Genomic DNA, 17,074 nt, shown 5'->3' on the forward strand with positions numbered 1-17,074 from the left:
GCCCGGGCCCGGAACGTCGGGGCCGGTCTCGGGCAGGCCGGGGCCGGCATCCGCTGGGCCGCGCGCAGCACCCCGCGGGCCTACGCTGGAGCCATGCGGGAATACCGAAAGTACGCGATCACCGTGGCGGCGTTCTCGGTGGCCCTGTACGTGGCCCTGATCGTGGCGGCGTTCGGGGTGCTGAGCCTGCTGCTCAACCGCGACGTCATCAACGAAACGGATGCCGGCGCCCTCCTCGGCCCCATCATGGTCACCACCGCAGTCCTCGCGCTGGTCTGGGTCGTGCTCAGCGCGGTATTGCGCTCGCCCGAACGGTTGGCGCACGTTCCGCCCCCGCCGATTTTCATGGCCGGCGCCGCCGCTTACCTGGGCTATTGCGTCTCCGGGGGAGTGTTCTACAGCCTCGGTGCCGGCGAACTCTTTCGCTCGGTCGTCTTCATCGGCGGCGAGATGATCAGCCCGTTCGCGATCGCCGTGGCCGTGAGCGGCTGGCTCATCGCATTTCTGTTCTTCGTCGTGCTGCTCGCCAAACCCTCGGGCTCTGGCGCTCCCGAGTGGCCCTGGGAGAAGAACGACGACAACTAGCCCGCGTGTCGTTGCCATCCCACGCGTGAGGCGGGTACGAGTACCCTTGTGCACTATGGACAGGTCCATCGAGTCGCGCGTCAACCACGAGGTTGAGACCTGGCTGCGCTGGATCACCCGCTGGCGCCCCGCGACGCACCGCGGCCGCGCCCGCCTCTGTCGTCAGTGCTTCGGGTCCCCGATCGTCGCCTCCGCCGGAATCGCCGTCGACGTGCCCCACGTCGTGCAGCACGCCCTGTCGATGCGCATGAAGATCGTGATCGACGCGTCGGTCGACGAATACACCGAACTCAACCTGCCCATGCTCGCGCACGAGCTCAACCTGAGCGAGCGTCGCGAATCCGCCCAGGCCTACCGGCCCGCCGAGGGGCTCGACCCGGAGTTTCGCGGCCTCGACCTCGACCCCCAACCGGCAGCGGATGCCCCCTACCTCTTCACCTTCAGCGAGCTCGCCGACCAGCAGCCCCCCGAACCCCAGCCGGCGTCCACCCAGTCTGTGACGCCCCATGCCAGCAAACCCGCCGACCCCCTCCCGCCGCTCACTGCCGAGGAGAAGGCCGCGCTGAAGGGCGAGATGCAGCTCGCCGACGAGTTCGCGACCCAGGTCGGGCTTCGAGTCTGCGCGCAGCTCGCGCACGAGCGGCCCCGCCTGCTCGCTGCGATCGCGCAGTACGTCGAGCCGCAGGTGCAGGCCCTGCTCGCTGACCTCGAGAGCACCCTCGACTTCTGGCCGCGCAATCCTTAGTTGGGTCGCAGCATCCGCTCTCGTCGCTTTCCGGGCCCGGTCCCGGAAAACGGGCCCATGCTATGACGCCCGGGTTATGAGCCCGGCGTGCGTAAATTCAAGATCCCGGTGACCGGGCCCATGTTGTGAAAGCGGGACCACGATAGAACATGGGCCCAGCAACCGGGCCCGGGCCCGGGAAGAAGAAGTAGAAGAAGACCGGGGAAAAGGTAGCGAACGGGCGCCCGCGACCCGGGGCGCATCCCATTTGACCGGGCAGGCACCGTCGGGCTAGAATTACCGGGTGTGCGCTTTGTCGTGCGCCTGAATTTTGCCCTCTTGAGAGCACAGGCCGAGATTCCACACATGCAGGGTTTGCTCATCGAGTAGCCCCCACGGCATACCCACCAAAACACGCGCGAGCAATCGTGTGGGTTCAAGCGGGTCCAGATGAACTCGACCAAATTCGAAAGAAGCGGTCGAATGCTAACCATCACAAAGCTGTCACCGTGCAGCAATAACAAGGAGTAATTAGTGCCCACCATTCAGCAGTTGGTCAGGAAGGGCCGTAGCCCCAAGGTCACCAAGACCAAGGCTCCCGCCCTGAAGTCCAACCCGCAGCAGCGCGGCGTTTGCACCCGCGTTTACACGACCACCCCGAAGAAGCCGAACTCGGCTCTGCGCAAGGTCGCCCGCGTCAAGCTTTCCAACGGCACCGAGGTCACCGCCTACATTCCCGGCGAGGGCCACAACCTGCAGGAGCACTCCATGGTGCTCGTGCGCGGAGGCCGTGTTAAGGACCTCCCCGGTGTGCGTTACAAAATCATTCGCGGCGCACTGGACACCCAGGCCGTCAAGAACCGCAAGCAGGCACGTAGCCGCTACGGCGCAAAGATGGAGAAGAAGTAATGCCCCGTAAAGGACCCGCTCCCAAGCGCCCTGTCATTGCCGACCCGGTTTACGGTGCACCCATCGTCAGCCAGCTCGTCAACAAGATCCTTCTCGATGGCAAAAAAGGCCTCGCCGAGCGCATCGTTTACGATGCCCTCGCCGGAGTCTCCGCCAAGAACGAGCTGGATGCCGTCGTCACGCTGAAGAAGGCACTCGACAACGTCCGTCCGACCCTCGAGGTTCGTTCGCGCCGCGTCGGTGGTTCCACGTACCAGGTTCCGGTTGAGGTCAAGCCGCACCGCGCCAACACCCTCGCGCTGCGCTGGTTGACCAGCTACGCCAAGGCGCGTCGCGAGAAGACCATGACCGAGCGTCTCACCAACGAGATCCTCGACGCGAGCAACGGCCTCGGTGCCGCTGTCAAGCGTCGTGAAGACACTCACAAGATGGCTGAAGCGAACAAGGCCTTCGCTCACTACCGCTGGTAGTTAGATCCATCGAGCATTCCTGATCGGTAAGCAGGCGCGTGCTGAGTTCTGCACGCGCCTGCACCACTGATCAGCGGATGCTTACGGCCCTGTTCCGCATACCCACCCCTACCCTTCCGGAGGACCCCCGTGGCACTTGACGTGCTCACCGACCTGAGTAAGGTCCGCAATATCGGCATCATGGCTCACATTGATGCTGGCAAGACCACCACGACTGAGCGCATCCTGTTCTACACGGGTGTCAACCACAAGATCGGCGAGACCCACGACGGCGCCTCGACGATGGACTGGATGGCGCAGGAGCAGGAACGTGGCATCACGATCACCTCCGCTGCGACGACGTGTTTCTGGGACAACAACCAGATCAACATCATCGACACCCCCGGACACGTGGACTTCACCGTAGAGGTGGAGCGTTCGCTCCGCGTCCTCGACGGTGCCGTTGCCGTGTTCGACGGCAAGGAGGGCGTTGAGCCCCAGTCCGAAACCGTGTGGCGTCAGGCCGACAAGTACGACGTGCCCCGCATTTGCTTCGTCAACAAGATGGACAAGCTTGGCGCCGACTTCTACTTCACGGTCGACACCATCATCAAGCGCCTCGGCGCGAAGCCGCTGGTCATCCAGCTGCCGATCGGTGCAGAGTCTGAATTCGAGGGTGTCGTTGACCTCGTTCAGATGCGTGCGCTGACCTGGCGCGGCGACTCCAAGGGTGACGTGGAGATGGGCTCGAAGTACGCCATCGAAGAGATCCCTGCTGACCTCGTCGAAAAGGCTGCCGAGTACCGCAAGCTCCTGCTCGAGACCGTCGCTGAAACCGACGACGACCTCATGGAGCGTTACTTCGCCGGCGAAGAGCTGACGGTTGCCGAGATCAAGGGCGCCATCCGAAAGCTCACCATCAACAGTGAGATCTACCCGGTTCTCTGTGGTTCTGCGTTCAAGAACCGCGGCGTTCAGCCGATGCTCGACGCTGTCATCGATTACCTTCCGACGCCGCTCGACGTGCCTGCCATTGAGGCACACGACCCGCGCGACGAAGAGAAGGTCATCATGCGTCACCCCGACGCCGAGGAGCCGTTCACGGCTCTCGCGTTCAAGGTTGCGGTGCACCCGTTCTTCGGTCGCCTCACCTACGTGCGCGTGTACTCGGGCCGTCTCGACTCCGGAGCCCAGGTCATCAACTCGACCAAGGGTAAGAAGGAGCGCATCGGCAAGATCTTCCAGATGCACGCCAACAAGGAGAACCCGGTGGCCTTCGTGACCGCCGGTCACATCTACGCGGTCATCGGCCTCAAGGACACCACCACGGGCGACACCCTGTGCGACCCGAACGCCCAGGTCGTACTTGAGTCCATGACGTTCCCTGACCCGGTCATCGAGGTCGCTATCGAGCCGAAGACCAAGCAGGACCAGGAAAAGCTGGGCCTTGCCATTCAGAAGCTCGCCGAAGAAGACCCCACTTTCCGTACCGAGCAGAACCAGGAAACTGGCCAGACGGTAATCAAGGGAATGGGTGAGCTTCACCTGGACATCCTCGTCGACCGCATGAAGCGTGAATTCAACGTTGAGGCGAACGTCGGCAAGCCCCAGGTTGCGTACCGCGAGACGATCCGCAAGTCCGTTGAGCGTCACGACTACACGCACAAGAAGCAGACCGGTGGATCCGGCCAGTTCGCGAAGATTCAGATCGCGATCGAGCCGATGGAAATCACTGCTGAGAAGTCGTACGAGTTCCTCAACAAGGTCACCGGTGGCCGTATCCCGCGTGAGTACATCCCCTCGGTGGATGCTGGAATTCAGGATGCGCTCCGCGTAGGCATCCTGGCCGGCTACCCGATGGTGGGCGTGCGCGCCAGCCTGCTTGACGGTGCTGCGCACGACGTCGACTCCTCGGAGATGGCCTTCAAGATTGCCGGCTCGATGGGCTTCAAGGAAGCCGTTCGTAAGGCGAACCCCGTTCTGCTCGAGCCGCTGATGGCGGTCGAAGTTCGTACCCCTGAGGAATACATGGGTGACGTAATCGGAGACCTCAACTCGCGTCGTGGGCAGATCCAGACCATGGAGGATGCGCAGGGCGTGAAGGTAATTCGCGCTCACGTTCCACTGTCGGAGATGTTCGGATACATCGGTGACCTGCGGTCGAAGACCAGCGGCCGTGCGGTGTACTCGATGACGTTCGAGAGCTATGCGGAGGTCCCGAAGGCTGTTGCCGACGAGATCATCAACAAGAACAAGGGCGAATAACCCCTAAGGTGGCCTACGGGCCCTGAATCGCTTAGGCCACCTGGCCCGAGTAACATAAGTAGACACATCCAGCGCATACCGGCCGCTCATAACGGCGGCCGTGAATTTGCACGCGAGTCCTGAGGAGGACCCACAGTGGCCAAGGCCAAGTTCGAGCGGACAAAGCCGCACGTAAACATCGGAACGATCGGTCACGTTGACCACGGAAAGACCACGCTGACTGCAGCGATCTCCAAGGTTCTTGCCGATAAGTTCCCCTCCAAGATCAACGTTCAGCGCGACTTCGCGTCGATTGACTCGGCTCCGGAAGAACGCCAGCGCGGCATCACGATCAACATTTCGCATGTTGAATACGAGACCGACAAGCGTCACTATGCGCACGTCGATGCTCCGGGCCACGCTGACTACATCAAGAACATGATCACCGGTGCTGCTCAGATGGACGGCGCAATCCTCGTGGTTGCCGCAACTGACGGCCCGATGGCTCAGACCCGTGAGCACGTTCTTCTCGCCAAGCAGGTCGGCGTTCCGACCCTGCTCGTCGCGCTGAACAAGGCCGACATGGTTGATGACGAAGAGATCATGGAGCTCGTTGAGCTCGAAGTTCGTGAACTTCTCTCCAGCCAGGGTTTCGATGGCGACAACGCCCCCGTCATCCAGGTCTCCGCACTCAAAGCGCTTGAAGGCGACGAGAAGTGGACCGCCAACATCCTTGAGCTCATGAAGGCTGTTGACGACTTCATTCCGGACCCGATCCGCGACAAGGACAAGCCGTTCTTGATGCCGATCGAGGACGTCTTCACGATCACCGGCCGTGGCACCGTTGTTACGGGCCGCGCCGAGCGTGGAACCCTCAAGATCAACTCCGAGATCGAGATCGTCGGCATCCGCCCGACGCAGAAGACCACGGTTACCGGTATTGAGATGTTCCACAAGCAGCTCGACGAGGCTTGGGCCGGCGAGAACTGTGGACTTCTTCTTCGTGGCACCAAGCGCGAAGACGTTGAGCGCGGCCAGGTCGTCGTCAAGCCGGGTTCGGTTACGCCGCACACCGACTTCGAGGGCACCGCGTACATCCTCAGCAAGAACGAGGGTGGCCGTCACAACCCGTTCTACGCGAACTACCGCCCGCAGTTCTACTTCCGCACCACGGACGTCACCGGCGTCATCACGCTGCCCGAGGGCACCGAGATGGTCATGCCTGGCGACACCACCGACCTGACTGTCGCGCTGATTCAGCCGATCGCCATGGAAGAGGGCCTCGGCTTCGCTATCCGTGAAGGTGGCCGCACCGTCGGCGCCGGCACGGTGACCAAGATCATCAAGTAGTCTTTTTTATCTACTGATCTCCTGAAAGGGGGTCGGGCCTTCGGGCCCGGCCCCCTTTTGTGTACCCAGCAGGCACGGAGCACCCCGCGGGCACGCCCCCTGAAGTCGCGTCCCATATTTCAAGCAGATGACGTTTGCTCGCCTACCCGGGGCGAGAATCGTGATATCCGGTTATGGTCTGCGCATGCAGATATCGAAACTGGAAATGCGCATCCTGATGGTGATCGCGGTCGTCGTGGTCGGCGTCCTCGCTGTGGTGATCGTGCCGCGCCTGGCCGGATCCGCTCCCGCTGCCCAATCCGCCGCCACCCGGGTGACACCGACCCCGGCGCCGACCATCATTCCCACACCAACCCCGTCGGCCAGCGCGCAGACCGAGGAGCAGATTCTCGATAACATCGTGGCCAGCACCGTGAGCGTCTACAGCGTTCTGGTCTGCGACAGCCTGAAGGAATACGCCACCCTGTCGATTCCCGAGATCATCACCGAGGTGCTCGCCGAATACCCGACGACCGGCTTGTCGGAGCAATCCCGCCAGATCATGGCCGAGCGCGTGCTCACCGAATCCTCCGCGAAGAGCTGCCCCGAGCAGAGCCCGCGTGTGGCCGCCGGCATCACCCAGGGCTAGCTCCGCCAGCAGCACGAAAACGGATGCCCGCAGCCGGGCGGCGGCGTGCATCGGCTGCTCTATCGCGCGACACGCCGCGCGCGACACGCCCGGGTTGCATGTAATGGCAACTGTGTGGCAGACTCTTCTAGTTCAACACTTTCGGCGTGCGCTACGCGTAGCCGGAATCACTGCCAGGCAGTGCATAGTCGCGTCACACTCTTTCGAAAAACACCTGTGCTTTATCAAGCATCGAAAGAGCGTTGATTGCAGGCTAGGCCGCAGGGAGCAGAGCGCAGCATAAATCAACGATCTGGTCGGCGTGGGTAAAACCGTGCCGTCCCCCAGAGTCTGCTTCTGGGAGTCGACGTTGACGATGAGCGTCGGTTATTCGGCGTGAAATCGAAATTGACATATGAACAGTGGTGCTAATAGCAGCAGTGCTACTACGGCGTCCAATGCAACCTCGGCAAATCGTGCCGTTGTCTGTAAGACGCCTCGACAGAGAGAGAGTTCGACATGGCGGGACAGAAGATCCGCATTCGACTTAAGTCGTATGACCACGAGGTCATCGACATTTCGGCGCGCAAGATCGTCGACACAGTGACCCGTGCGGGCGCTACAGTCGTCGGCCCGGTGCCGCTTCCGACCGAGAAGAACGTGGTGTGTGTCATCCGTTCCCCTCATAAGTACAAGGACAGCCGGGAGCACTTTGAAATGCGCACCCACAAGCGTCTGATCGACATCATTGACCCGACCCCGAAGGCTGTTGACTCGCTCATGCGCCTCGACCTTCCGGCCGACGTCAACATCGAGATCAAGCTCTAGGGCCCGCGATGTCTTACTCCGATACCAAGACCACCAAGGGTCTCCTCGGCAAGAAGCTCGGCATGACCCAGGTGTGGGATGAGAACAACAAGCTTGTTCCCGTTACCGTCATCGAGATCGCGCCGAACGTTGTCACGCAGATTCGCACCAAGGCCGTCGACGGCTACAACGGCGTTCAGATCGCCGCTGGCCCCATCGACCCGCGCAAGGTCAACAAGCCCCTTGCCGGTCACTTCGACAAGGCCGGCGTCACGCCGCGTCGCCACATCACCGAGCTCCGCACCGCGGATGCCGCTGACTACAACCTGGGCCAGGAGCTCACCGTTGACGGTGTCTTCGCTGCCGGCACCAAGGTTGATGTCATGGGCACCAGCAAGGGTAAGGGTTTCGCCGGTGTTATGAAGCGTCACAACTTCAAGGGTGTCTCCTCCTCTCACGGTTCGCACCGCAACCACCGCAAGCCCGGTTCCATCGGTGCTTCCTCGACCCCGAGCCGTGTCTTCAAGGGCATGCGCATGGCCGGTCGTATGGGTGGCGAGCGCGTAACCGTGCTGAACCTCAAGGTGCACGCTATTGACGCCGACAAGGGCCTCATGCTCGTCAAGGGTGCCGTTCCCGGTGCTCGTGGCCGCCTCGTATTCGTTCGCAACGCAGTGAAGGGAGCGTAGTCCTTATGGCTACAGCACTCGACATCATTGACGCCAAGGGCAAGAAGGCAGGCTCTGCCGAGCTTCCCGACGAGCTCTTCGACGTTCCCGCCAACATTCCCCTCATCCACCAGGTCGTTGTCGCGCAGCTCGCTGCCGCACGCCAGGGAACGAGCAAGGTCAAGCGCCGTGGAGAAGTTTCCGGTGCCGGCCGCAAGCCGTTCAAGCAGAAAGGAACCGGTCGCGCTCGTCAGGGCTCGATCCGCGCTCCCCAGATGACCGGTGGTGGAATCGTCCACGGACCGACCCCGCGCAGCTATGACCAGCGCACCCCGAAAAAGATGATCGCCGCAGCCCTCAAGGGTGCACTGAGCGACCGCGCCCGCGGTGGCCGCCTGCACATTGTCGAGGCACTGTTCACGGCTGAGACCCCCAACACGAAGATTGCCCTGGAGCTGCTCACGCAGATCGCCACGAGCAAGCACGTGCTGGTCGTTCTCGAGCGTACCGACGAGACCACGTTGCGCAGCATTCGCAACATCCCGACGGTGCACATCCTCTCGTGGGATCAGCTCAACGCCTATGACGTGCTCGTCAGCGACGACATCGTCTTCACCACCGGCGCGTTCAACGCGTTCGTGGAGAGCAAGACCAAGAAGGAAGAGGTGGCCGCATAATGACTATCGCGACCAACAAGGACCCCCGCGACATCATCATCTCTCCGGTTGTCTCTGAGAAGAGCTACGGCCTGATTGACGAGGGTAAGTACACCTTCATCGTTGACCCCCGCTCGAACAAGACGGAGATCAAGCTCGCGATCGAAAAGATCTTCAAGGTGCAGGTCGCTTCGATCAACACCCTGAACCGCGTGGGCAAGACTCGCCGCACCAAGTTCGGCATGGGCAAGCGCAAGGACACCAAGCGTGCCATTGTCACGCTCAAGTCTGGCTCCATCGACATCTTCACGGCCGTCGGCTAAGCGACAGGCAGAGGGATAACTAATGGCTATTCGTAAGTACAAGCCCACGACCCCGGGTCGACGCGGTTCATCCGTTGCCGACTTCGCGGAAATCACGCGTTCCACCCCGGAGAAGTCGCTTCTGCGTCCGCTCCACAAGACCGGTGGACGTAACAACCAGGGCCGTATCACGACCCGTCACATCGGTGGTGGCCACAAGCGCCAGTACCGCGTGATCGACTTCAAGCGCAACGACAAGGACGGCGTCAACGCCCGCGTCGCTGAAATTGAATACGACCCGAACCGCACGGCGCGCATCGCGCTCCTGCACTTCATCGACGGCACGAAGCGTTACATCATCGCGCCGAACAAGCTCTCACAGGGCGACATCATCGAGTCGGGAGCCGGGGCTGACATCAAGCCCGGCAACAACCTGCCGTTGAAGAACATCCCCACCGGTACCATCATTCACGCGATCGAGCTGCGTCCGGGCGGTGGCGCCAAGATGGCCCGCTCCGCCGGTTCGTCGGTTCGCCTCGTCGCGAAGGAGGGCGTCTACGCCCAGCTTCGTCTGCCGTCTGGTGAAATCCGCAACGTGGATGCTCGCTGCCGCGCGACGATCGGCGAGGTCGGCAACGCCGAGCAGTCGAACATCAACTGGGGCAAGGCCGGACGTATGCGCTGGAAAGGCGTTCGCCCGACCGTTCGTGGTGTTGCCATGAACCCGGTCGATCACCCGCACGGTGGTGGTGAGGGTAAGACGTCCGGTGGACGTCACCCCGTCAGCCCCTGGGGCCAGAAGGAAGGGCGCACCCGCCACCCGAATAAGGAAAGCGACAAGCTCATTGTTCGTCGCCGCACCGTCGGCAAGAAGCGTAAGTAGGAGTAGACGATGCCAAGAAGTCTTAAGAAAGGCCCTTTCGTTGACGACCACCTGCTTCGCAAGGTGTTCGCGGCGAACGAAGCCAAGAGCAAGAACGTAATCAAGACCTGGTCGCGCCGCTCGATGATCATCCCCGACATGCTCGGACACACCATCGCAGTGCACGACGGACGCAAGCACATCCCGGTGTTCGTCACCGAGAGCATGGTCGGACACAAGCTCGGCGAGTTTGCGCCCACCCGCACCTTCCGTGGACACGTGAAGGACGACAAGAAGGGCCGTCGCCGCTAACGCGGGGACGTGAAGGAGGAGAAGAAATGGTGGAGTCGATCGCACGCGTGCGTCACATCCGCGTTACCCCCCAGAAGGCTCGTCGCGTTGTCAACATGATCCGCGGCAAGCAGGCGCACGAAGCGCTGGGAATTCTGAAGTTCGCGCCCCAGGGCGCGAGCGATCCGGTGTACAAGCTGGTGGCTTCGGCCATCGCGAACGCCCGGGTCAAGGCAGATGCAGCCAACACGTATCTGGACGAGCAGGACCTGTTCATCAGCCGGGCATTCGTTGACGAGGGTACGACCCTCAAGCGTTTCCAGGCTCGTGCCCAGGGTCGCGCATTCGAAATCAAGAAGCGCACCAGCCACATCACGGTTGTGCTCACCACTCCTGAGGAGGGTACGAAGTAATGGGTCAGAAAGTAAATCCCTATGGCTTCCGTCTGGGAATCACCACCGATCACGTATCGCGTTGGTTCTCCGACTCGACCAAGCCGGGTCAGCGTTACGCTGACTTTGTCGCAGAAGACGTCAAGATCCGTCGCCTGCTGAGCACCAGCCTTGACCGTGCCGGTGTCAGCCGCATCGAGATCGAGCGCACTCGTGACCGTGTCCGCGTTGACATTCACACCGCCCGTCCGGGTATTGTGATCGGTCGCCGCGGCGCGGAAGCCGAGCGCATCCGCTCTGACCTTGAGAAGCTCACCGCCAAGCAGATCCAGCTGAACATCCTCGAGGTCAAGAACCCCGAGCAGGATGCCCAGCTGGTCGCGCAGGGTATTGCCGAGCAGCTCTCCGCACGTGTGGCTTTCCGCCGCGCGATGCGTAAGGGCCTGCAGGGTGCACAGCGCGCCGGCGCCAAGGGTGTTCGCATCCAGGTGTCCGGTCGTCTGGGTGGCGCCGAGATGAGCCGCAGCGAGTTCTACCGCGAAGGCCGTGTGCCCCTGCACACCCTGCGCGCGAACATCGACTACGGCTTCTACGAAGCCAAGACCACCTTCGGCCGTATCGGCGTGAAGGTCTGGATCTACAAGGGCGACATCACCAACAAGGAACTCGCTCGTGAGCAGGCCAACGCTAAGTCGTCCCGCCCCGAGCGTCGTGACGATCGACCGCGCCGTGCACCTCGTGCAGATGCTCCGGCAGCGGCACCGGTCGCAGCAGTCGCGGAGGCTAAATAATGTTGATTCCACGTAGAGTCAAGCACCGCAAGCAGCACCACCCGGGTCGCACCGGCCACGCTACCGGTGGCACCACGGTGTCCTTCGGTGAGTACGGCATTCAGGCGCTGACCCCCGCCTATGTGACCAACCGTCAGATCGAGTCCGCTCGTATCGCCATGACGCGTCACATCAAGCGTGGCGGAAAGGTGTGGATCAACATCTACCCCGACCGCCCGCTGACCAAGAAGCCGGCCGAAACCCGCATGGGTTCCGGTAAGGGTTCGGTCGAGTGGTGGGTTGCCAACGTCAAGCCGGGTCGCGTTCTGTTCGAGCTCAGCGGTGTCACCGACGCCGTTGCGAAAGAGGCGCTGACCCGCGCTATTCACAAGCTGCCCCTCAAGGCACGCATCATCAAGCGCGAGGAGGGCGACGCATAATGGCGATCGGAACCAAGGAGCTCGCTCCAGTCGAGCTCGATACTTTTGACAATGAAAAACTGTTCGAAGAGCTGAAGAAGGCCAAGGAAGAGCTGTTCAACCTGCGCTTCCAGTCGGCCACCGGTCAGCTTGAGAGCCACGGCCGCCTCCGCGCGGTCAAGCGCGACATTGCTCGCATCTACACGGTTCTCCGTGAGCGCGAGCTGGGCATTCGTGCCACGCCGGTCGCAGCCCCGGCTCCGGCCAAGGCTGAGAAGGCTGAGAAAAAGACCAAGAAGGCCAAGGCCGCAGTGGAGTCCACCGACGACGCTGCAGCTGAGACCGTCGAGACGAAGGAGGCCTAGTCATGGCGAAGACTGACGAAACGGTCGTCGCGGGCGAAGCCACCGAGCTCGTACGCGGTTACCGCAAGACGCTGCGTGGTTACGTGACCAGCGACAAGATGAACAAAACCATCATTGTCGTGGTCGAAGACCGCGTGAAGCACCCGTTGTACGGCAAGGTCATCCGCCGTACATCCAAGCTGAAGGCGCACGACGAGGCGAACTCCGCCGGCATCGGCGACCTGGTCCTGATCAGTGAGACCCGTCCGCTCAGCGCTTCCAAGCGCTGGCGCCTGGTCGAGATTCTTGAGAAGGCCAAGTAAGCCTCGCGCTTACTTGACGTAAAGGAGTTATAAAGTGCTTCAGCAAGAATCACGAGTCAAGGTTGCCGACAACACCGGTGCCAAGGAACTCTTGACCATCCGCGTTCTCGGTGGCTCCGGCCGTCGTTACGCCGGCCTGGGCGACGTCATCGTCGCCACGGTCAAGGATGCAATCCCGGGCGGCAACGTCAAGAAGGGTGACATCGTCAAAGCTGTCATCGTTCGCACCAAGAAGGAGACCCGTCGTCCAGACGGCTCCTACATCAAGTTCGATGAGAACGCTGCAGTGATCTTGAAGGCAGACGGTGACCCCCGCGGCACCCGAATCTTCGGACCGGTCGGTCGCGAGCTTCGCGACAAGAAGTTCATGAAGATCATCTCGCTGGCACCGGAGGTTATTTAATCATGGCCAGAATCAAAAAGGGTGACCTCGTTCAGGTCATCAGCGGCCGCAGCCAGGCTCGCGGCGGAGACCGTGGCAAGCAGGGCAAGATCATCTCCGTCGACGTCGAGAAGAACCGTGTCCTCGTTGAGGGCATCAACTTCGTGACCAAGCACGTTCGCGTCGGCCAGACCCAGCGCGGCACCAAGACGGGCGGCATCGAGACCTTCGAAGCCCCCATCCACGTGTCCAACGTTGCGATCGTCGACCCGGAGACCAAGAAGCCGACCCGCGTCGGCTTCCGCCAGGAAGAGGTAACGAAGGACGGCGTCACCAAGACGGTCCGCATCCGTTACGCCAAGAAGTCAGGGAAGGACCTCTAATGACTGACACCGCAGTTGTTGAAGGCACTGTGGGCGCCACGCCCGTCAAGGCCCTGCCGCGTCTGAAGCAGAAGTACCGCGATGAGATCAGTGCCAAGCTCTCCGAGGAACTCGGTTTCACCAACGTGCACCGCATCCCCACCCTGACGAAGATCGTCGTCAACATGGGTGTCGGCGAAGCAGCACGCGACGGCAAGGTGATGGACGGTGCGGTTTCCGACCTCACCAAGATCACCGGCCAGAAGCCGCAGGTCACCAAGGCCCGTAAGTCCATCGCGCAGTTCAAACTGCGTGAGGGACAGCCCATCGGCGCCCACGTCACACTTCGTGGCGACCGCATGTGGGAGTTCTTGGACCGGCTGCTCAGCCTGGCCCTTCCTCGTATCCGTGACTTCCGTGGTCTGTCCGACAAGCAGTTCGATGGTGCGGGCAACTACACCTTCGGCCTGACCGAGCAGGTCATGTTCCACGAGATCGACCAGGACCGCATCGACCGCGTTCGCGGTATGGACATCACGGTTGTTACAACCGCGAAGACCAACGACGAGGGTCGCGCGCTGCTCAAGGCGCTCGGCTTCCCGTTCAAGTCGGACGACGCCAAGTAATAATTTCAACTAGAGTTGGGAGCTTGCGCTAAGCAGGCTCCCAACCCCGGTTGGTCCCGCCGGGCTGTCAAGGTCGGGCGCACACAGATTTTCACCCCCGGAAGCCGATCAACCGATCGGTTTCCTCACCACCACAGGTCGTCATTCGTGTAACGAACGGCGAAACCAGGCGAGAAAGGCACCACAAAATGACAATGACAGATCCGGTCGCAGACATGCTGACCAGACTGCGCAACGCGAACTCGGCGTACCACGACACCGTGTCGATGCCGCATAGCAAATTGAAAGCGCACATCGCTGACATCCTCAAGGCACAGGGTTACATCTCCGCCTGGACCGTCAAAGATGCAACAGTAGGCAAGACCCTCACGCTGGACCTCAAGTTCGGTCCGAACCGTGAGCGTTCCATCGTAGGAATCAAGCGGGTTTCCAAGCCTGGCCTGCGCGTGTACGCAAAGTCGACGGAGATCCCCACGGTTCTCGGCGGCCTCGGCGTTGCCATCCTGTCCACCTCCAGCGGTCTGCTCACCGACCGCCAGGCTGAGAAGAAGGGCGTAGGCGGAGAAGTTCTCGCCTACGTGTGGTAACTGAGAATGTCACGTATTGGAAGACTCCCCATCCCGATCCCCGCTGGGGTCACGGTTGTGGCTGACGGCCAGGCCGTCTCCGTCAAGGGCCCGAAGGGCGAGCTCTCGCTCGTCGTTTCCAACCCCATCTCGGTGTCGATCGAGGACGGTCACGTTCTCGTCACCCGTCCGAACGACGAACGCCAGTCGCGTTCGCTGCACGGTCTGACCCGCACCCTGATCAACAACCAGATCATCGGCGTAACCGTTGGTTACACCAAGGGTCTTGAAATCGTCGGTACCGGTTACCGCGCGGCGCAGAAGGGCACCTCCGTTGAGTTCGCTCTCGGCTTCTCGCACCCGGTCGTCGTCGAGCCGCCCGTCGGCATCGTCCTGACCGTGGAGAGCGTCAACAAGCTCACGGTCAGCGGAATCGACAAGCAGGCCGTCGGCGAGGTTGCCGCCAACATCCGTAAGATTCGCAAGCCAGAGCCCTACAAGGGCAAGGGTGTGCGTTACGCCGGCGAGATTGTTCGCCGCAAGGCCGGAAAGAGCGGTAAGTAACCATGGGACTCGGAACTAGAGGCAAGAGCAAGGCCGCAGCCCGCGGACGTCGACACACACGTCTTCGCAAGAAGATCGAGGGAACGGCGCTTCGCCCGCGCCTCGTTGTCACGCGCTCGGCTCGCCACGTATTCGTGCAGGTCGTCGACGACAGCAAGGGTTTCACCCTTGCGTCGGCATCCACGCTCGAAACGGACTTGCGCACCTTCGATGGTGACAAGACCGCCAAGGCCCGCAAGGTCGGTGAGCTTGTTGCTGAGCGTGCGAAAGCCGCCGGCATCGAAGCCGTTGTATTTGACCGTGGTGGCAGCAAGTACGCAGGACGCGTCGCAGCCATCGCCGAGGGAGCTCGAGAGGGTGGATTGAACCTGTGAGCACTGAAAAAATCGAAACCACAGCACCTGTTGCTGCCGTTGCCGAGGCACCGGTTGAAACCGCTGCCTCCACGACCCCGCCGCAGAACGAGCCTCGCGAGGCTCGTCGTGGTGGACGTGAGCGCAACCCGAACAAGGACCGCGGAAGCCGCGATGCCGACAAGAGCCAGTTCCTGGAGCGCGTCGTCACCATCAACCGCGTGTCGAAGGTCGTCAAGGGTGGTCGTCGCTTCAGCTTCACCGCTCTCGTCGTCGTCGGCGACGGTAACGGCCTGGTCGGCGTTGGATACGGTAAGGCCCGCGAGGTCCCGACCGCTATCTCCAAGGGCGTCGAAGAAGCGAAGAAGAACTTCTTCCGCGTTCCTCGCGTCGGCCTGACCATCCCGCACCCCGTGCAGGGTGAGGCCGCAGCCGGCGTCGTTCTGCTTCGTCCGGCAGCAGCAGGTACCGGCGTTATCGCCGGTGGCCCGGTGCGCGCCGTACTCGAATGCGCTGGCATCCACGACGTGCTGAGCAAGTCGCTCGGTTCGTCGAACACCATCAACATCGTGCACGCCACGGTTGAGGCACTGCACCAGCTCGAGGAGCCGCGTGCGGTTGCGGCTCGCCGTGGCCTCGCCTATGAAGACGTGGCTCCGGCCCGTTTTCTTCGTGCCGACGCTGCTGCAGCCGCAGCGGCCGCAACCGCGAAGGCAGGTGCCTGATGGCCCAGCTGAAGATCACACAGATCAAGTCCAAAATTAGTGAGAAGCAGAACCAGCGCGACACTCTTCGCAGCCTGGGTCTGCGACGCATTGGCGCCGTCACGATCCGCGAGGACAACTCGCAGAACCGTGGCTACGTCAACACCGTCGCTCACCTCGTAAAGGTCGAGGAGATTGACTAATGGCTGACGAGAAGGAAGCTACTCAGGTAGCCGACAAGCCCGCCACGAAGAAGGCTGCTGCCCCCAAAAAGGCCGCAGCACCGAAGAAGGCCGCTGCCCCCAAAAAGGTCGCAGTTGCAGCAGAGCCCACTGAGCCCCGCGAGCACGTGCTGAAGGTACACCACCTTCGCCCGGCCCCCGGAGCGAAGAAGGCCCGCCAGCGCGTTGGCCGTGGTGAAGGATCCAAGGGTAAGACCGCGGGTCGAGGCACCAAGGGCACGAAGGCACGCTACAGTGTGCGCGTCGGCTTCGAGGGTGGGCAGATGCCACTGCACATGCGCACCCCGAAACTGCGTGGATTCAAGAACCCGTTCCGCGTCGAGTACCAGGTTGTCAACCTGGAAAAGCTCGAGTTGCTCTATCCGAACGGCGGCGATGTCACCATTGCCAGCCTGATCGCCAAGGGTGCGGTTCGTGACAACGAAAAAGTCAAGGTTCTCGGAACCGGTGACATTACCGTTAAGCTGAACGTGACGGTCGACAAGGTCTCTGCTTCAGCTGAGCAGAAAATTGTCGCCGCGGGTGGATCTGTAAAGTAAGTCCGTAGACGCTCAATCGAGCTTGTCGAATCCG

The 17,074-nt window shown here is 61.8% G+C and carries 27 protein-coding genes; all 27 read left to right on the forward strand.

Annotated elements, in window-relative coordinates; all coding sequences use genetic code 11:
• The first annotated feature begins 93 nt into the window (after positions 1–93).
• Positions 94–585: a DUF6121 family protein gene (locus E3O06_RS07535; protein ID WP_134502402.1), complete on the forward strand. Its 492-nt coding sequence runs from the start codon at positions 94–96 to the stop codon at positions 583–585.
• A 55-nt stretch (positions 586–640) separates the two neighbouring features.
• Entirely contained in the window at positions 641–1,330 is a 690-nt protein-coding gene (locus E3O06_RS07540) for a spermidine/putrescine ABC transporter substrate-binding protein (RefSeq protein ID WP_134502404.1), read from the forward strand.
• A 513-nt stretch (positions 1,331–1,843) separates the two neighbouring features.
• Positions 1,844–2,218, forward strand: a complete 375-nt coding sequence (rpsL, locus tag E3O06_RS07545; protein WP_035834602.1) for a 30S ribosomal protein S12 — start codon at positions 1,844–1,846, stop codon at positions 2,216–2,218.
• Entirely contained in the window at positions 2,218–2,688 is a 471-nt protein-coding gene (gene rpsG / locus E3O06_RS07550; RefSeq protein ID WP_092107221.1) for a 30S ribosomal protein S7, read from the forward strand. The genes rpsL and rpsG overlap by 1 nt, the downstream gene beginning before the upstream one ends.
• 129 nt (positions 2,689–2,817) lie before the next feature.
• The gene (gene fusA, locus E3O06_RS07555) at positions 2,818–4,932 is read left to right on the forward strand and encodes an elongation factor G (RefSeq protein WP_134502407.1); all 2,115 of its coding nucleotides are present in this window, start codon (positions 2,818–2,820) and stop codon (positions 4,930–4,932) included.
• 135 nt (positions 4,933–5,067) lie between these two features.
• The gene (tuf, locus tag E3O06_RS07560) at positions 5,068–6,261 is read left to right on the forward strand and encodes an elongation factor Tu (protein ID WP_134502410.1); all 1,194 of its coding nucleotides are present in this window, start codon (positions 5,068–5,070) and stop codon (positions 6,259–6,261) included.
• 184 nt (positions 6,262–6,445) lie between these two features.
• Entirely contained in the window at positions 6,446–6,889 is a 444-nt protein-coding gene (locus E3O06_RS07565; RefSeq protein WP_134502413.1) for a hypothetical protein, read from the forward strand.
• 498 nt (positions 6,890–7,387) lie between these two features.
• The gene (gene rpsJ / locus E3O06_RS07570) at positions 7,388–7,696 is read left to right on the forward strand and encodes a 30S ribosomal protein S10 (protein WP_035834607.1); all 309 of its coding nucleotides are present in this window, start codon (positions 7,388–7,390) and stop codon (positions 7,694–7,696) included.
• An 8-nt stretch (positions 7,697–7,704) separates the two neighbouring features.
• Complete coding sequence (gene rplC, locus E3O06_RS07575; protein WP_092107229.1) at positions 7,705–8,364, forward strand: 50S ribosomal protein L3; 660 nt, start codon at positions 7,705–7,707, stop codon at positions 8,362–8,364.
• A 5-nt stretch (positions 8,365–8,369) separates the two neighbouring features.
• Positions 8,370–9,020: a 50S ribosomal protein L4 gene (gene rplD / locus E3O06_RS07580; protein WP_105033352.1), complete on the forward strand. Its 651-nt coding sequence runs from the start codon at positions 8,370–8,372 to the stop codon at positions 9,018–9,020.
• Entirely contained in the window at positions 9,020–9,322 is a 303-nt protein-coding gene (rplW, locus tag E3O06_RS07585; protein WP_092107233.1) for a 50S ribosomal protein L23, read from the forward strand. Before rplD ends, rplW begins: the two co-directional genes overlap by 1 nt.
• A gap of 22 nt (positions 9,323–9,344) precedes the next feature.
• The gene (gene rplB / locus E3O06_RS07590) at positions 9,345–10,184 is read left to right on the forward strand and encodes a 50S ribosomal protein L2 (RefSeq protein ID WP_134502416.1); all 840 of its coding nucleotides are present in this window, start codon (positions 9,345–9,347) and stop codon (positions 10,182–10,184) included.
• A 9-nt stretch (positions 10,185–10,193) separates the two neighbouring features.
• A complete protein-coding gene (rpsS, locus tag E3O06_RS07595; RefSeq protein WP_092107237.1) occupies positions 10,194–10,475 on the forward strand; it encodes a 30S ribosomal protein S19 in 282 nt (93 codons plus the stop codon).
• Positions 10,476–10,501: 26 nt separating this feature from the next.
• Positions 10,502–10,867 carry a 50S ribosomal protein L22 gene (rplV, locus tag E3O06_RS07600; protein WP_035880249.1) on the forward strand — a complete coding sequence of 122 codons (366 nt, stop codon included), beginning with the start codon at positions 10,502–10,504 and terminating at the stop codon, positions 10,865–10,867.
• Complete coding sequence (rpsC, locus tag E3O06_RS07605) at positions 10,867–11,637, forward strand: 30S ribosomal protein S3 (RefSeq protein ID WP_104127853.1); 771 nt, start codon at positions 10,867–10,869, stop codon at positions 11,635–11,637. The genes rplV and rpsC overlap by 1 nt, the downstream gene beginning before the upstream one ends.
• Positions 11,637–12,056 carry a 50S ribosomal protein L16 gene (gene rplP, locus E3O06_RS07610; protein ID WP_035880247.1) on the forward strand — a complete coding sequence of 140 codons (420 nt, stop codon included), beginning with the start codon at positions 11,637–11,639 and terminating at the stop codon, positions 12,054–12,056. Before rpsC ends, rplP begins: the two co-directional genes overlap by 1 nt.
• Positions 12,056–12,400 (forward strand): 50S ribosomal protein L29, encoded by a 345-nt coding sequence (rpmC, locus tag E3O06_RS18250; protein ID WP_134502419.1) that lies wholly within the window; start codon positions 12,056–12,058, stop codon positions 12,398–12,400. The genes rplP and rpmC overlap by 1 nt, the downstream gene beginning before the upstream one ends.
• 2 nt (positions 12,401–12,402) lie before the next feature.
• The gene (gene rpsQ, locus E3O06_RS07620; protein WP_035834619.1) at positions 12,403–12,702 is read left to right on the forward strand and encodes a 30S ribosomal protein S17; all 300 of its coding nucleotides are present in this window, start codon (positions 12,403–12,405) and stop codon (positions 12,700–12,702) included.
• 34 nt (positions 12,703–12,736) lie between these two features.
• Complete coding sequence (rplN, locus tag E3O06_RS07625; protein WP_035834620.1) at positions 12,737–13,105, forward strand: 50S ribosomal protein L14; 369 nt, start codon at positions 12,737–12,739, stop codon at positions 13,103–13,105.
• Positions 13,106–13,107: 2 nt separating this feature from the next.
• Positions 13,108–13,467, forward strand: a complete 360-nt coding sequence (gene rplX / locus E3O06_RS07630) for a 50S ribosomal protein L24 (RefSeq protein ID WP_092107244.1) — start codon at positions 13,108–13,110, stop codon at positions 13,465–13,467.
• A complete protein-coding gene (rplE, locus tag E3O06_RS07635) occupies positions 13,467–14,072 on the forward strand; it encodes a 50S ribosomal protein L5 (protein ID WP_134502422.1) in 606 nt (201 codons plus the stop codon). The genes rplX and rplE overlap by 1 nt, the downstream gene beginning before the upstream one ends.
• 188 nt (positions 14,073–14,260) lie before the next feature.
• Entirely contained in the window at positions 14,261–14,659 is a 399-nt protein-coding gene (rpsH, locus tag E3O06_RS07640) for a 30S ribosomal protein S8 (protein WP_092107248.1), read from the forward strand.
• Positions 14,660–14,665: 6 nt separating this feature from the next.
• A complete protein-coding gene (gene rplF / locus E3O06_RS07645) occupies positions 14,666–15,202 on the forward strand; it encodes a 50S ribosomal protein L6 (protein ID WP_134502424.1) in 537 nt (178 codons plus the stop codon).
• Between the two features lie 2 nt (positions 15,203–15,204).
• Positions 15,205–15,576, forward strand: a complete 372-nt coding sequence (rplR, locus tag E3O06_RS07650) for a 50S ribosomal protein L18 (protein WP_092107252.1) — start codon at positions 15,205–15,207, stop codon at positions 15,574–15,576.
• On the forward strand, positions 15,573–16,280 hold the full coding sequence (gene rpsE / locus E3O06_RS07655; protein WP_369827303.1) for a 30S ribosomal protein S5: 708 nt from the start codon (positions 15,573–15,575) through the stop codon (positions 16,278–16,280). Before rplR ends, rpsE begins: the two co-directional genes overlap by 4 nt.
• The gene (gene rpmD, locus E3O06_RS07660) at positions 16,280–16,462 is read left to right on the forward strand and encodes a 50S ribosomal protein L30 (RefSeq protein ID WP_066597599.1); all 183 of its coding nucleotides are present in this window, start codon (positions 16,280–16,282) and stop codon (positions 16,460–16,462) included. Before rpsE ends, rpmD begins: the two co-directional genes overlap by 1 nt.
• Positions 16,462–17,040: a 50S ribosomal protein L15 gene (rplO, locus tag E3O06_RS07665; RefSeq protein WP_134502427.1), complete on the forward strand. Its 579-nt coding sequence runs from the start codon at positions 16,462–16,464 to the stop codon at positions 17,038–17,040. The genes rpmD and rplO overlap by 1 nt, the downstream gene beginning before the upstream one ends.
• The last annotated feature ends 34 nt before the right edge of the window (positions 17,041–17,074 follow it).

Source organism: Cryobacterium glaciale (assembly GCF_004402535.1).
Taxonomy (GTDB): domain Bacteria; phylum Actinomycetota; class Actinomycetes; order Actinomycetales; family Microbacteriaceae; genus Cryobacterium; species Cryobacterium glaciale.